At 46.4% G+C, this 14,643-nt stretch carries 15 protein-coding genes; all 15 read right to left on the minus strand.

Features of this window, described 5'->3' with window-relative positions; translation table 11 throughout:
• Nucleotides 1–102: 102 nt before the first annotated feature.
• The gene (locus VM640_RS04630) at nt 103–936 is read right to left on the minus strand and encodes a purine-nucleoside phosphorylase (protein ID WP_325390245.1); all 834 of its coding nucleotides are present in this window, start codon (nt 934–936) and stop codon (nt 103–105) included.
• A 29-nt stretch (nt 937–965) separates the two neighbouring features.
• Nucleotides 966–2,138, minus strand: coding sequence for a phosphopentomutase (locus VM640_RS04635; protein WP_325390246.1), 1,173 nt, complete (start codon nt 2,136–2,138; stop codon nt 966–968).
• A gap of 32 nt (nt 2,139–2,170) precedes the next feature.
• The gene (xerD, locus tag VM640_RS04640) at nt 2,171–3,136 is read right to left on the minus strand and encodes a site-specific tyrosine recombinase XerD (protein WP_325390247.1); all 966 of its coding nucleotides are present in this window, start codon (nt 3,134–3,136) and stop codon (nt 2,171–2,173) included.
• Between the two features lie 59 nt (nt 3,137–3,195).
• Nucleotides 3,196–3,420 (minus strand): hypothetical protein, encoded by a 225-nt coding sequence (locus tag VM640_RS04645; RefSeq protein ID WP_325390248.1) that lies wholly within the window; start codon nt 3,418–3,420, stop codon nt 3,196–3,198.
• 78 nt (nt 3,421–3,498) lie between these two features.
• Nucleotides 3,499–4,098 (minus strand): stage II sporulation protein M, encoded by a 600-nt coding sequence (locus VM640_RS04650; RefSeq protein WP_325390249.1) that lies wholly within the window; start codon nt 4,096–4,098, stop codon nt 3,499–3,501.
• An 86-nt stretch (nt 4,099–4,184) separates the two neighbouring features.
• The gene (locus tag VM640_RS04655; RefSeq protein WP_325390250.1) at nt 4,185–5,348 is read right to left on the minus strand and encodes an endonuclease Q family protein; all 1,164 of its coding nucleotides are present in this window, start codon (nt 5,346–5,348) and stop codon (nt 4,185–4,187) included.
• On the minus strand, nt 5,341–5,895 hold the full coding sequence (locus VM640_RS04660) for an NUDIX hydrolase (protein WP_325390251.1): 555 nt from the start codon (nt 5,893–5,895) through the stop codon (nt 5,341–5,343). The genes VM640_RS04655 and VM640_RS04660 overlap by 8 nt, the downstream gene beginning before the upstream one ends.
• Nucleotides 5,896–6,099: 204 nt before the next feature.
• The gene (locus tag VM640_RS04665) at nt 6,100–6,639 is read right to left on the minus strand and encodes a 2-oxoacid:acceptor oxidoreductase family protein (RefSeq protein WP_325390252.1); all 540 of its coding nucleotides are present in this window, start codon (nt 6,637–6,639) and stop codon (nt 6,100–6,102) included.
• Nucleotides 6,640–6,643: 4 nt separating this feature from the next.
• The gene (locus VM640_RS04670; RefSeq protein WP_325390253.1) at nt 6,644–7,417 is read right to left on the minus strand and encodes a thiamine pyrophosphate-dependent enzyme; all 774 of its coding nucleotides are present in this window, start codon (nt 7,415–7,417) and stop codon (nt 6,644–6,646) included.
• Complete coding sequence (locus VM640_RS04675) at nt 7,414–8,481, minus strand: 3-methyl-2-oxobutanoate dehydrogenase subunit VorB (protein ID WP_325390254.1); 1,068 nt, start codon at nt 8,479–8,481, stop codon at nt 7,414–7,416. The genes VM640_RS04670 and VM640_RS04675 overlap by 4 nt, the downstream gene beginning before the upstream one ends.
• Nucleotides 8,478–8,696 (minus strand): 4Fe-4S dicluster domain-containing protein, encoded by a 219-nt coding sequence (locus VM640_RS04680; RefSeq protein WP_325390255.1) that lies wholly within the window; start codon nt 8,694–8,696, stop codon nt 8,478–8,480. The genes VM640_RS04675 and VM640_RS04680 overlap by 4 nt, the downstream gene beginning before the upstream one ends.
• A gap of 66 nt (nt 8,697–8,762) precedes the next feature.
• Nucleotides 8,763–9,830 (minus strand): Leu/Phe/Val dehydrogenase, encoded by a 1,068-nt coding sequence (locus VM640_RS04685; RefSeq protein ID WP_325390256.1) that lies wholly within the window; start codon nt 9,828–9,830, stop codon nt 8,763–8,765.
• A gap of 326 nt (nt 9,831–10,156) precedes the next feature.
• Entirely contained in the window at nt 10,157–11,617 is a 1,461-nt protein-coding gene (locus tag VM640_RS04690) for a sigma-54 interaction domain-containing protein (protein ID WP_325390257.1), read from the minus strand.
• 164 nt (nt 11,618–11,781) lie between these two features.
• Nucleotides 11,782–12,603 carry a sporulation transcription factor Spo0A gene (gene spo0A / locus VM640_RS04695; RefSeq protein ID WP_325390258.1) on the minus strand — a complete coding sequence of 274 codons (822 nt, stop codon included), beginning with the start codon at nt 12,601–12,603 and terminating at the stop codon, nt 11,782–11,784.
• 263 nt (nt 12,604–12,866) lie between these two features.
• Nucleotides 12,867–14,643, minus strand: a 1,777-nt coding sequence (locus tag VM640_RS04700) for an IS1634 family transposase (RefSeq protein WP_325390259.1), incomplete at its 5' end; no start/stop codon positions are given.

A 14,643-nucleotide genomic window follows, 5' to 3' on the forward strand; every position in this document is an offset into this window, starting at 1 on the left:
TACTTATTTATCTGATGACTAATCACCATTAAGCCGCTTGCTCTTAAGCGGGAGATAAGTAACTTCAGGTGGAGTTAAAACTCCACCTGAAATAAGTTTCCGTTACAGTACTCTGACTAAAGCTTGGACAAACCGGACGAACTGCTTCTCGATTCGTTCTGCTGTTTCCATAACCTCAGCATGACTGAGGCGTTGCGGTAGAATCCCCGCAGCCATATTCGTCACACAGGAAATACCGAGGACACGCATTCCGCCTTGATTGGCAACAATTACTTCTGGAACAGTCGACATTCCGACCAGATCTGCTCCTACGGTTCGAAGAAAACGAATCTCTGCCGGGGTTTCATAACTCGGTCCGCTCATTGCGGCGTAAATCCCTTCCTGAGGATGAATCCCGATTTCCCGAGCCACAGTTAAGGCCTTTTGCCGCCATTCTAGATCATACCCTTCACTGAGATCGGGAAAACGTGGGCCTAAGCTGGAGAGATTCACTCCCCGTAAAGGATTTTCTCCCATGAAATTCAGATGATCCTTGATCAGCACCAAATCGCCGGGACGATATGCAGTGTTAATTCCCCCAGCCGCATTCGTGACAATTAGTCCGTTCACCCCGAGGACTTGCATCACGCGAACGGGGAAGGTTACCTCTTGCATCGAATACCCTTCATAGTAATGGAATCGTCCCTGCATGACCACGATGGACTTGCCCATCACCTTGCCAAAAACGAGTTCTCCCTTATGCCCCTCAACCGTCGAAATAGGGAAATGGGGAATTTCCCGATAAGGGATAGCGACTTTTTCTTCCATTACCTCGACAAAGCCACCCAATCCTGAACCAAGAATAATCCCCATTTCCGGCTGATTATTCACTTTTTCCATGAGGTAGCGTCTGACTTCAGCTAGTTTCGTGGTATATTCCTCTTCGCGGTTAGACATTTTCATCAACCTCCGTAGTTTGCTTAAATTTAAAGTATGACGTCTGATAAAAAGCTATGACCATGGGGTAGTGGAGTTGTCTTCAAATACTCAGCCACCGTTTGGCCCAAATCGGCGAAGCTTGTCCGAATACCTAAATTAACTCCACCCCGTAGTTCTGGGCCATAGACCAAGAGCGGCACATATTCCCGCGAATGGTCTGTACTCGGTGTCGTTGGATCACAGCCATGATCGGCCGTGATCACCAGAAGATCCTCCTGGCGTAAACGCACTAAAATCTCGGGAAGACGCGCGTCAAATTCTTCCAAGGCCTGAGCATAACCCTCGACATTGTTTCGATGACCATAAAGCATATCAAAATCCACGAGATTCGTCATAATAAGTCCTGGCTGATCTTTTTCAAGATAGGTGAGCGTCTTATCGATACCATCCTGATTTCCCTGGGTCAAGACGTGCTCAGAAACGCCATGTCCGTAGTAGATATCCTTGATCTTTCCGACCGCCATCACCTTTAGACCCGCCTCTTGAACATAATCAAGGAGTATCTTATGGGGTGGTTCAATCGCGAAGTCATGTCGATTCGTTGTTCGATAATAATTCCCGGGTTCGCCGCGAAAAGGTCGGGCAATAACTCGACCCACCCGCATATCGCCATCAAGCATTTTCCGTGCGATTTCACAACAACGCATGAGTTCGGGAAGAGGAATGACCTCTTCATGAGCTGCAATCTGAAAAACTGAATCGGCTGAAGTATAAACAATTGGTCGACCTGTTTTCACATGTTCTTCTCCCAAACGTTGAATTATTTCCGTGCCTGAAGCCACTTCATTCCCCAAGATCTGACGTCCAATTTTCTCCTCAAAGGCCTGGATAAACGCTTGGGGAAAACCTTTGGGAAAGGTAGGAAACGCTTCTTCGAGAACAACTCCGGCCATTTCCCAATGTCCTGTTGTCGTATCCTTGCCAGGAGAAGACTCGGACATTTTTCCGTAGCATGCTTGGGGGCCCGAGATTGGGTCTATTCCTCGAATAGGGGCAATATTTCCGAGTCCCAGGGCCTGAAGATGTGGTAAATTTAAGCCCCCCCTGGTTTTAGCAATATTGCCTAGGGTGTTACTACCTAGATCTCCATAATCTGAGGCATCTGGCATTTCTCCGATACCCACGCTATCTAAGACGATGACGATCGCTCTTTTTCCCAACCGACTCCACCTCCTTCAATTAACATATGACTTTAATCTGCTCGCGGATGAGCCTTGCGAAAGACTTCCACCAGATGTTGACGGGATACATGGGTATAGATCTGAGTCGTCGAAATATCTGCATGTCCTAGCATTTCCTGGACGGAACGAAGATCTGCTCCATGATTAAGCATATGCGTAGCAAAGCTGTGCCTCATCAGGTGGGGATAGATATTTTCCTTGACGCCCTTCTTTTTGGCCCATTTTTTGAGGATTTCCCAAATTCCTTGACGGGTAAGTCTGCCTCCGTGGAAATTTAGAAAGAGCAAACCCGAAGTTTTTTGGCCCAAAAGCTGGCTTCTTGCTTCCTTAAGATATTCTTGTAATGCTTGCGCTGCAGGCTCTCCTAAAGGGACAATTCGTTCCTTGTTCCCTTTTCCTTGGCAACGCAAATATCCCGTCTCCAGAGTTAGGTCCTTAAGCGTCAACCCAGCCAGTTCAGACACACGTAGGCCACTACTATAAAGTATTTCAAGGATTGCATGATCTCGAAGTTCGAAAACGAGATTTCTATTTTCTTTTCTTTCCTCCTTATCTAGGCTTTTTTCTGCTGAATCGTTTCCCCTATTTTGATTTTCCAGAGTACTATCTAATAGTTTGTCCATCACGTTCTCAGACAACACGTAAGGAAGATTTTGTTCAAGTTTGGGTGTAGATAGATATTCTGTGGGATCTTCTAATCTCAACCGTTCTAAGATAAGAAATGAAAAAAGCCCCCTTATCGTTGCAAGATAACGGGCAAGCGTACGCGCAGACCGACCCTGTTTTTTCTCCTTAAGAAGAAACAGGAAGAGGTCATTTCCTTCACAGTCTTCCAAATTCTTAGTCCTAGCATGTAAAAACGTCTGTAATTTCTTCAGATCTCGCTCATAGCTGCAACGCGTATTAACAGAAAGCCCGCGCTCAACATTAAGGTAGGTCAAATATCTGCGAATCCAAGTGAGATCCTGGATTTCCATCAAGCATTCCCCCCTTATAGTTGATTAATTCTACAAGGGAGAGGGATTTTCCTGCGCCTTTAATGGCGCGAAGTATTCGGAAATAGTTGAAGCACAAATCTGCTTAAGGAGGGTTCTTCAACGCGCACAGGATTTCCACTCGGCTGGCGTTCATCCTGAGCCTGTGAAGAGATCCAAAGGCTACAAACGCTTACTAATTTCGGTAATACCACGGCAAGAAGAATCAGAAGAATAAAAATGCGAGCAATGTAAAAGAAAAATTCAGGCCAGCTTTTTTTCGGCATACGCTCCCCTCCCCCTAAAACGTATGCACTTAGCGATTGTCTCTATGTTGGAATGTGTAAAGAAAACTTCTCGCTCATTTAGAGATTTAAAAATCTTACCCCGAGAAGGGAAAAATACCCTTGAGATACCCCTACGGCAACTGACCCTAGCGAAATTAGCACAGTAGCGAGGGAATAATAAAAAAATTCCTGACGTAAGGACTCTCCTGCACTCTTCCCTTTGATCAGGAGGAAGGAAAAGATCGTCGCCAGCCCAGCCCCCAACAGGAGGAGTGGAATTCCTGCCACAGCAGGAAGGAGGACAGAAATGAAGATTAAACCTAACCCCCAGAAGCCTTTGATACCGATAATAAAGCTCATCGTAAACCCGAGCACAAATCCTCGGGTAAAAATAATCAAATAGATCAGCGGAGTTCCAATCACGGTCAGCCCTAAAATCCATATACCGGCCATGATAATGAATTGTTCTCGCGCCAGTTGCAGCAAAAAACCAGAATCCAGGGATTGGGGTTGGCTCAGGAGAAGCTTATCCAAGAATTGCGCAAGTTGGCTGCTTTCGGTCCCGCTCAAAGCGCTAACTCCGATGGCCCCAAAGACGCTCCCTGCCAGATAGACCCCGGCCAGGGTCAGGTAGATCACCCAAAATTGACGGATATGTTCCATAAGCTTCCTGCGCATGTGGCTTGCCCCCTAATCACATGAAAATATCTTTACTTTTTTGTAACTCTTTGAAGTCCAACCCTAGTAAAGATTTATTCGCAAGATTATGAAAGTATGTCCACTACCCGACCATAAATTCCCCCTCCACCGGCTTGAAAGGTCAGTGTCCCTGCTCGAGAACTTAGAATCCATTGTGCAACCTTTTTCCCAGCAACCTTAACCAGCTCTTTTTCGCTCGCTTGATGTATTACCGTCATTTCCGTCCCAAAAGCTTCAAGTAATCGTGAATACATCTTAGGTCCGATACCAGGCAGATCTTGGAGGGGAACTTGGTAAATATAGCGAGGGTCTGGTGCAAGAACAAGCTTACGATCGGCAATACTCGTTAATCGGTCCATGACCCCTGTCACCACCTTGCGGCTTCCACAACGCGGACAGCTGAGCAGGGGCGGCTCTCCTTCGACGACTTTTTCGCAAACTAAGCAGTACGTACGGTGATATTTTCCTACCTTTGGGGGAAGTCCATAGTTTGCCACAACCTGACCCTTTTTATCATAAACGAGTTGCGACAGCCCTGAAAAAGAATTCTCGGTTAACTCCAAAAGGTTATATTCACGGGCAATTTTCGGCAAGGAGTGAGCATCTGAATTACTAAAAAGGGTAACCTGTTCCAGTTCAGATAAACTTCTCGCCATTTGCCGATCCGCACTTAAGCCAATTTCTAAGGCAGGAGGTAATCCTGGCAAAACATCGAGCAAGGATTTGCAGCAGTTGCCATAGATCCCCTTATGGGGAGTAAAGGCATGAGCAGGCAGCCAAATCCCTTCGCCAAGTGCAACCGCCCCAAGCCACTCCTCAACCAGCACATGGGCCTTCTGGGAACTGAGTTGCCAATTCTTGACTTGAGGTTTGATTTCCGAAATATAGCGTTCCAAGTGCTCAAGCGTTGGGAAATAAGCCAGGAAATGTGCATTACCTTCACCCACACTTAATTCTTGCTCGATTCCTGGAATTACAGTGAGGTTTCCGAATTGATATCCTCCACCCTCTAACGGTTTAAGCTGGCCGTCACGGAGCAACGTCCGAAAATCTTGCCGCACTCCCCGGGAATGCGCATCAATTACGCCAATCATGGATAACCCTTTAACTTCTCGAGAAGCGTGAAGAATATTAGGTAAGGTTAATGATCGAGCAGCCGTAATCTTGACGGCTTTCCCATCTAAGCTCTGACCGATATGAATATGTAAGTCTGCAAATGCTTTAATCACTTGTTTTTCCTGCCTGTATCAGAATTCCTAAGGCCGTTTTAGCATCCTGGAATTCGCCATTCCGGGCCTTGCGAATCGCTTCCACCCAGGGAATCCGTTCCACTCCTAAAAATTCATCTTCATCAGCGGTTAGCGGAGCCCAAACAAGGTCCCGAGCACTAAAAAGATGGATGAGCTCATTCGAAAATCCTGGGGTGGTATAAAAACGCCCGAGGTAAGTCAATCTTCCCTGGTACCCTGTCTCTTCGCGGAGTTCCCTTTGGGCGCATGCTTCCGGCGTTTCCCCCGACTCAAGTTTTCCTGCCGGGATTTCCAAGGTTTCCTGAGCGATCGGGTAACGGTATTGTTTCACCAATAACAGCTCCTCCCCTTCCATGGCCACGATCGCAACCGCACCCGGATGAATGACAACCTCCCGTGTCGCTTCCGCTCCGTTGGGCAAACGGACAACATCCCGATTCAGGCGGAGTAAGCGGCCTTGAAAAATCGTCTCCTGGCGCAAACATTCTTCGCGTAGATCTGCGAAATCTTTCTTTTGGTTGGGCATAATATCCACCTCAATTCAAAGTACTTATCTTCTTTTTAGACCACAAGCCAAAACAGTTCCTTTCTAGTATAAGTTAAAGTTCTAAAAAAAGAAAAGCCGACATAATGCCAGCTTACTCGTGTTACTCCACTCAGAATCAAACCATTCACCACCTCCATGCATTCCCCCTTCTTTATTTTAGGGGAATCTACACTTTGGATAAATCTATTTTACCATACTAACGCCTAATTCCAAAGCATTCCGATTCAACGGGATGAGGGAGTGCCGATATTCCGGGAGAACCTTTTTAAGGGCCTTTTCCACACTTTCCAAGCTTAAAGCTTGTGTTAATTCAAGATAGGCCCCGAGAATAATCATATTCGCTACCCGAGTATTTCCAAATTTCTCATTGGCTAAATCATCTGACGGAATCCTAACGACTTGGATATCCTGACGCTGCGGACTGACGTCAATCAAGGAGGAGTTCATTAAGAGTAGCCCACCGGGTTGGAGATTCTTTTCAAACTTGTCGAGTGAAGGACGATTAAGAACGATCAAAGTGTTGGGTTCGCTGATCACCGGAGAACTGATTGAAGAATCGGAAAGAGTCACTGCACAATTTGCAGTCCCCCCCCGCATTTCCGGACCATAAGAAGGGATCCAACTGACGTGTTTATCTTCAAACATTCCGGCATAAGCCAGAAGTTGTCCCATAGACATAACACCCTGCCCGCCAAAGCCCGCTAAGATGATCTCTTGTAACATCTCCTCATCCCTCCTCTGCAAGATTCTGTGAGTCTTCCGCGTTCATTATCGATTTTTTAACTCCCAGAGGATAATAAGGTATCATATTATTTTCCAACCATTTCAACGCTTCAACCGGCGTAAATCCCCAGTTCGTTGGACAACTGGAGAGCACTTCAACCAAAGCAAATCCTTTGCCAGCAATTTGCGCCTCAAAAGCTTGCCGAATTGCCTTTTTGGCCTTGGCGACTTCTTGTGGGTTATGCACGGAAACACGGGCAATGAAAGCTGGTCCATCAAGGGTTGCTAGGATTTCGGACATGCGGATCGGATACCCTTGCACAAGTGGATCCCGCCCTTTGGGAGCTGTCGTCGCCTCTTGTCCCGGTAGAGTCGTTGGCGCCATCTGTCCACCGGTCATTCCATAAATTGCATTGTTCACAAAGATCGTTGTAAATCTTTCTCCTCGCGCCGCCGCATGAATAATTTCAGCCGTTCCAATCGCTGCTAAATCCCCATCTCCTTGGTAAGTAAACACGATCTTATCCGGATGAACTCGTTTCACACCCGTTGCTACTGCAGGCGCACGACCGTGTGCAGCCTGTTGCATATCCACGTTGAAATAGTTATAGGCGAGAACGGAACACCCTACCGAGGCGATCCCGATCGTCTCTTCACGTACGCCTAATTCATCAATTACTTCAGCCACTAAACGATGAATAATGCCATGTGTGCACCCGGGACAATAATGGGTATTTGAAAGGGTTAAGGCCTCAGGACGTTTAAACACTGTAATCATGATGCTCCCCCTTCCTTCACAAGATCTTCAATCACTCGCCAAACTTCACGCGGCGTAGGGATCATGCCACCGACCCGACCGTAAAAATGAACAGGGATCCTAAACTCTAAGTGATAGCGAACATCTTCGACAAGCTGTCCTAGGCTCATTTCCACCGTTAACACCTGTTTTGCGTGTTGGCAGGCCGCCTGAATTTCTTGATGGGGGAAGGGGTAAAGGGTAATCGGGCGAAACAACCCTGCCTTAATTCCCATCTTTCGAGCTTGATCTACTGCGGCCTTCGCAATTCGTGCCGAAGAACCGTAACCCACAAGGACTATTTCTGCATCCTCTGTAAGATAGGACTCTGCTAACGTCTCTTTCTCAATCATTTTCTGATATTTATCCTGTAAATGATAGTTATGCTGTTCCAATTTCTCCGGATCCAGATACAAGGAATTAATGAGATTCGGAGCTCTGCCTTTAGCCCCCGTCGTCGCCCAGGGCTTTTGCGGCAAGACAGTTGGTGCTTCCTGATCTGGGAATTCTACAGCTTCCATCATCTGGCCTAAAATTCCATCACCAAGGATCATAACCGGATTTCGGTATTCGTCGGCTAAATCAAAGGCTTTGCCCATCAAATCCACGATCTCTTGAATCGTCGCAGGGGCGAGAACGAGTAGGTGATAATCCCCATGTCCTCCCCCTTTAACAGCTTGAAAATAATCGGCTTGTCCGGGTTGAATTCCTCCAAGCCCCGGTCCGCCCCGCTGCATGTTTACTATGACACAAGGAAGCTCTGCACAGGCAATATAACTGATTCCTTCCTGCTTTAAACTAATCCCTAGAGATGAAGAAGAAGTCATAACCCGGGCGCCAGCTCCGGCTGCCCCATACACCATGTTAATAGCGGCTATTTCAGATTCAGCTTGAATAAATACTCCGCCCTCTTCGGGGAGGCGCCAAGCTAAATACTGAGGAATCTCATTCTGGGGAGTAATCGGATACCCAAAAAAATAACGGCAACCTGCTCGCACTGCAGCCTCAGCTAAAGCTTCATTTCCCTTCATTAAAACTTTAGTCATACCTTCTTCTCCTCCTTTCGGACAGTGATGACAACATCCGGACACATGCGGGCACAGAATGCACAGGAAATACATGCCTCCTGGTCCACAACGTTTGCCGGATGAAAACCCATGCCATTTAAATGGTCAACTAGCGCTATCAAATTCTTCGGGCAAGCTGAGATACAGAGCTCACACCCTTTACACCGCTCTTCTTCAAACTCAACTTTTCGCATTCTCGCCGCCTCCTCTCTTATTCATATACTCGCAAACCACACCAAATGTGCCCAGGGATGCGCACATTAGCCAAGGAACGTACTCCGCACCCGACCGATTTTCTCAATCCGCTCTTCGGCTACCCGATCGGCAGCTTTATACGTCGGGAGATGATCCCGTTTCGCCATTTCAATGACGTTAACAACGTTATCATAGACGCCATCCACTTTTTTCAAGGCGCGTTCATAGTTATACCCCTCTAATTCATCTGCAACATTGATGACTCCGCCCGCATTGATTACATAATCCGGAGCATAAAGAATTCCCAGCTCATGGAGTTTATCCCCATGACGCTCCTCAGCCAGAACATTATTGGCTGATCCGGCAACGACCTGACATTTTAACAATGAAATCGTTTGATCATTAATAACTGCTCCAAGTGCACACGGGGCAAAAATATCACATTTGACTGCGTAGATTTCATCTGGGCGAACAGGCTTAGCCCCGGTTTCCTGGACGACGTTCTTGACTGCTTCTGGATTGAGATCGGTCACAATCAAGTGTGCTCCTTCTTCTTGGAGATGCTTTACTAAGTGATATCCGACATGTCCGAGTCCTTGAACTGCGATTGTCTTTCCCTCCAAGGAATCACTCCCGAACACCTCTTTGGCCGCTGCCTTCATCCCTTTCCATACTCCACGCGCGGTCATCAGGGAAGGATCCCCAGAGGAACCATAAGAAGAGGAAAGCCCTGTCACAAATTTAGTTTCAAGGCGCACCCATTCCATGTCACGGACTGAGGTTCCGACATCCTCAGCGGTAATATAGCGTCCATTGAGAGATTGAACGAAGCGCCCCAAAGCTCTGAAAAGTGCCTCACTTTTTTGGACACGCGAATCTCCGATAATTACGGTTTTCCCGCCCCCAATATTTAAGCCCGCTGCAGCGTTTTTATAGGTCATACCTCGAGCTAAACGCAAGGCATCCTGAATCGCATCCTCCTCCTTTGGATAGTTCCACATCCGTGTACCCCCGAGAGCCGGACCTAAACTCGTGTTATGAATACAGATAATGGCTTTAAGGCCAGAGGTTTTATCCTGGCAAAAAACAAGTTGTTCATAAGCCTTCTTTTCCATAACCTCAAAAATTTCCATGCTGAGTGCCCTCCTCTTTTTACCTTCGCTAATAAAGTTAATGCAAATTAAATGCCAAGAAAGACTTAATTATTTTCAGAATAATATAAATTTTCGTCCCTCTCAAAGGCAAGAATAGCCTAAGTACGGTCTTGAGCTTTTATAGAATAGTTCCTTAATTAAGGCGAGTTATTGAAACATGCTCAAATACAGTAAAACCCCTGCAAATTTTTGCAGAGTTATGCAAAAAGATGCTTGCAATGATTTGCAAGCATCTTCCTAGTACTAACAGAAAGCATAAGTTTTTCTGCTGATAGCATAAGTGCAACCAACGGCTTTCGCTCTCTCTAAGGTTCGGCGGAAGCCGGGTTTTCTTTATCCCCGAGTCCATGACGTTCTAACTTATAGTAAAGATTACGTAACGATATCTTCAGTAATTGGGCGGCCTTTGTTTTATTCCCCCTTGTCTTTTGCATAACTTCGATCAACAGTTCGCGTTCCCATTTCCGTTGAAGTGACGTAAACCCTTCTTCATAGAAATGACCAGAAAGGACGTCTTCCTTACTATGATCCTTTAGCGACATCTCCCAGAAAACTGGATTCCTTTGTAAAGGATCTGTCGTCTGGAGGATGGGTAAATGATGCGCCTCAATCCGGCTCTCCCCAAGCTTCATGTTAATGATGGCCCGTCCGAGAACATTTTCCAGTTCTCGGACATTACCTGGCCAAGTATAGTGCTCTAATATTCGAATCGCCTCGTCCCCAATCCTCTCTACATTTCGTCCATAATCCTGATTTAAGCGACGAAGAAGATGTTCCCCCAGTAAAGTGATATCCGAGCGGCGTTGACGTAAAGGCGGAATAACGAGAGGAATAACATTCAATCGGTAATAGAGATCTTCACGAAATTCTCCTCGCCGGATTTTTTCTTCTAAATTAACGTGGGTTGCTGCAATAACCCGAACATCGATGGGGATCGGGTGGTTATCACCGACCCGAATGAGTTCTTTTTCTTGCAAAACGCGTAGTAATTTCACCTGGAGGTTTAAGCTAATACTTCCGATTTCATCGAGGAAAAGCGTCCCCCCGTTCGCTTCTTCAAATAACCCGGTTTTTCCGCCGCGGCGGGCTCCTGTAAAAGCCCCTTCAACATACCCGAAAAGTTCGCTTTCTAAGAGATTCTCTGCAAGCGCAGCACAATTAACGCGGATGAACTGCTCATTTTGCCGAGCGCTGGCGCGATGAATCGCATGTGCAAAAAGTTCCTTCCCGGTCCCACTCTCTCCTCTTAGCAAAACTGTGGCTGGAGTTTGAGCCGCATTCTGTGCCTGCTCGATTACTTCCCTGATCTCCTGGCTTTCTCCGATGATATCTTTAAACGTATACTTGGCCTCTAGATGACGAATAAGGCGTTTTGCCCCTTCAAGTTCTTCAGAGAGCTTTCGAATTTCGGAAACGTCACGGATTACCGCAACCGCGCCCATCAATTTCCCTTCAACTGTAATGGGAGCAACATTGACGATAACTTCGCGTCGTTTTGGGCCGACTCTCATGGAGACTCCTTTGACCGCTTTTCCGGTCTTTAAGACCTGCATATGCATGCTTTCCCCAACAGCGATATCAACTGTTGCAGGTTTACCCAACACATCTTCGGCTGTCAATCCAGTCAATCGGGTATAAGCAGGATTGATCAGAAGCCCGAGACCCTGCTCATCGACAACCGAAATTGCATCTTGTGTGGAATTAATGATCGCCGTTAATAATTCGGAATTGATGACTTGGACATGTTCCTCGATTATCGCAATCACCTCCAGCCCATTCGTGATTACTTATTACTTCGAAATAAAAACCTCCCTATCATACCTATAAAAGTTTGAAGGAAGGTGTTTAAACAAAAAATGCTATATTCATGTAGAATTTTAAAAGTTTATCGCTATGATAATACCCTAAAACCCTTGCTATTACTAGCTTACTACATCATTTTTGCCATCCTCAGTTTATCTGCGACCATCGCAATAAACTCCGAGTTAGTCGGTTTTCCCCGGTCAACATTAATGGTGTAGCCAAAGAAGTGATTCATAAACTCAATATTTCCACGATCCCAAGCCAGTTCAATGGCATGCCGGATTGCTCGTTCCACGCGACTCGGTGTCGTAGCATATTTTTCAGCAATCATTGGGTAGAGCTCTTTGGTAACCGCACCTAAAAGAGACACATCCTGAACTACACTAACAATAGCATCTCTTAAATATTGGTATCCTTTAACATGAGCAGGTACGCCCATTTGATGAATCATACGCGTAACTTCGACTTCTAAAACATGGACAATATTTTCAGTTTCAGAGAAAGATGAGTAAGAAGTCGTAACCGAACTTCCAGTATTGATCAGCATTGAGGCTGCCATGTTCGAGCTCACTGGCTCTCTACCCTGGAGTTGACGGATTCTCTTTCCCAACGTATCCAAATCAAAAGGTTTAAGCACAAAATAGTCAGCACCCAGTTGCACCGCTTGTTGCGTCATATTTTCTTGTCCGAAGGCCGTCAAAATAATAACATGTGGTTTCTGCATATCGTTTTGTATTTTTTCCAATACCCCTAAACCATCGAGATGGGGCATAATAATATCCAAAACGACAACATCCGGTTGTTCACGATAGATAATTTCTAAGGCCTCATTCCCCTGATAAGCAACACCAATTGTCTGCATATCCTCCTGCTTATTGATATACTCCTTCAGGATTTCTACGAGTTCACGATTATCATCTGCGACCAATACGCGAATGGGTTTTTGCATTCTTGCTCCCCCTTGTTCTGGTGTACTCTTCCCGAAGACCGAACTGATAAATCTTTCGACATTTATCTGGAATTTCCTGCTCGGATAGTAAATACTTAGACAATTCACATTATAGCATATTCGGTAACTAAAGTTGTACTTTAATGTACAAAAAATATTCAATAAAGAAAACTTGGCCCGACTTTTACAGTTTAATAAAGGTAAGAAGCCCATAGTTGTTGAAACTACGGGCTTTTTCGCGCTTTGATCAAATATAAATTTTGTTATGCTACAGTGATATTCTTCAGGAATTTGTTGAACACCTCCTGCCGCGGATAAATATTGTAAAAATCCGTACCAAACGTATCCTGTATTGTCTTATAATCCAGCGCTATTTCGTCTTCATCCGAATATGCCAGCGTGTCTACTATCTCGCCTTTTTTATTTCGCACCTTTTGGAACGCGATCGCACCGCCGACATCGTCGAGGTGAATGATGCCGCCCTTCAAAACCTGACATGTTGCGGCACCCAGCGCTCTTGCGATCCGTTCGGCTGACAGCGCCTTTTCTCCCATACGATGCTGAATAATTCGAATGAAGAGGAGTGCGACGAAGCAGATCAGAAAATGTGCACGGATATGCTCATTCTTTCTGACGAACACGGGTCTGGCATCAAAGTCCGTTTTCATAATTCTAAACGACTGCTCTATCCGCCAAAGGCCACCGTACACCTGGCGCATTTTCCGCTCATCATAGTCAAGTTCGCTGGTGATGATGCAAAAATAGCCGTCATACATCGCGTCTTTCTCCGCCTTTTCCAAATCCACTCTACGCAGCTTTTTTGTGTTTTCCAGAACCTCGCCGGTCTTCTTGTCAATAATGTCTTCTTTTGTGTATTCCTCGCCGCCTTTTTTGATGCCATAGGCATTGTTCTTGACGGAGCGCGCGGCCTTTTCAAGCTTTTCTTCCCGCTTGCGCCTCGCCATGTCGGCTTCGGCCTTGCGCCAATACAGAAGCACTTTCCTTGTCCGTATTTCTTTTTTTCCGTCCTTGTCTTTACCCTCATATTCTTCCTTGAACAGCTTATATCTGTATGTACCACCCTCGTTCGATGTCCACCCGCTTTTATCAAACAGCTTTTCATTGTAGCGCTGCCCTTTTTTCCCTTTTAGTATCTGCGAGAAGACGAAACCGTCGCCATTGTTCACGATCACGTCGATATTCTTCGACGAATTGAGCCCCTTGTCGGCGACCACGACCAGCCTGCCAAGCCCGTACGATTCCTTGACGTCCTTCATGGTCGGCTGAAGCGTGAGTGAATCGCTCGTGTTGCCGGGAAAAATCGACATGCTGACCGGAAGTCCGTTCGAATCCATGAAAAGGCCCATCGCGACAATCGGGTCGGTGCGGTGCTCCTTCGACACGCCCTTTTTCCGCAGGTCATCCTCGCCAGCGGGGAAGTCTATCTCGAAGAAATAGTTGGTCACGTCATAGAATGCGTAGGAAAGGTCGCGGCCGATCGTCTCCTTGACACGCTCATTCAAATGCCGCTGCAACTCCACCTCGAAATCCTCGAAGTGGTCAAGCGACCTGTAGACATCCGGCAGCGTGAAGTCCGTGCGCATCCCATAGAAGCCGTCCTTCATCTGGCAGGTGGCGCGCTTCGAATCCGGGCGGAGGATTCTTAAGAGCACCAGGAATTTGAAAATGTCGCTGGGCGAATAATCCCCCCGGAACCTGTGCGATTTCTCATAGCCTTTGATGAACGAATTGATTTTGAGCAGGTCATAGACGGCCTCCAGGAATTTGTATCCGTAGTTCAGTCGCCGGTTTTCCTCGCTATACATCAGCGCATTGGACGCAACTTCAATTCGTAAGGGGACATCATCTTTGAAATTTGCATTGAATTCCTCCACCATCGCCATGAAAGCCTCAGGATCTTTTTGGTCTTCGAGATAACCAAAACTTCTAATAGTTCGCTGTTTGGTGGGCATCCCTGGTCCGGGGCGATACCCTTCGACAACACGGACATGCGTCTTTACAACGCCACCTCGCTTCTTT

This window comes from Desulfitobacterium sp., from assembly GCF_035539115.1.
Taxonomy (GTDB): Bacteria; Bacillota; Desulfitobacteriia; order Desulfitobacteriales; family Desulfitobacteriaceae; genus Desulfitobacterium_A.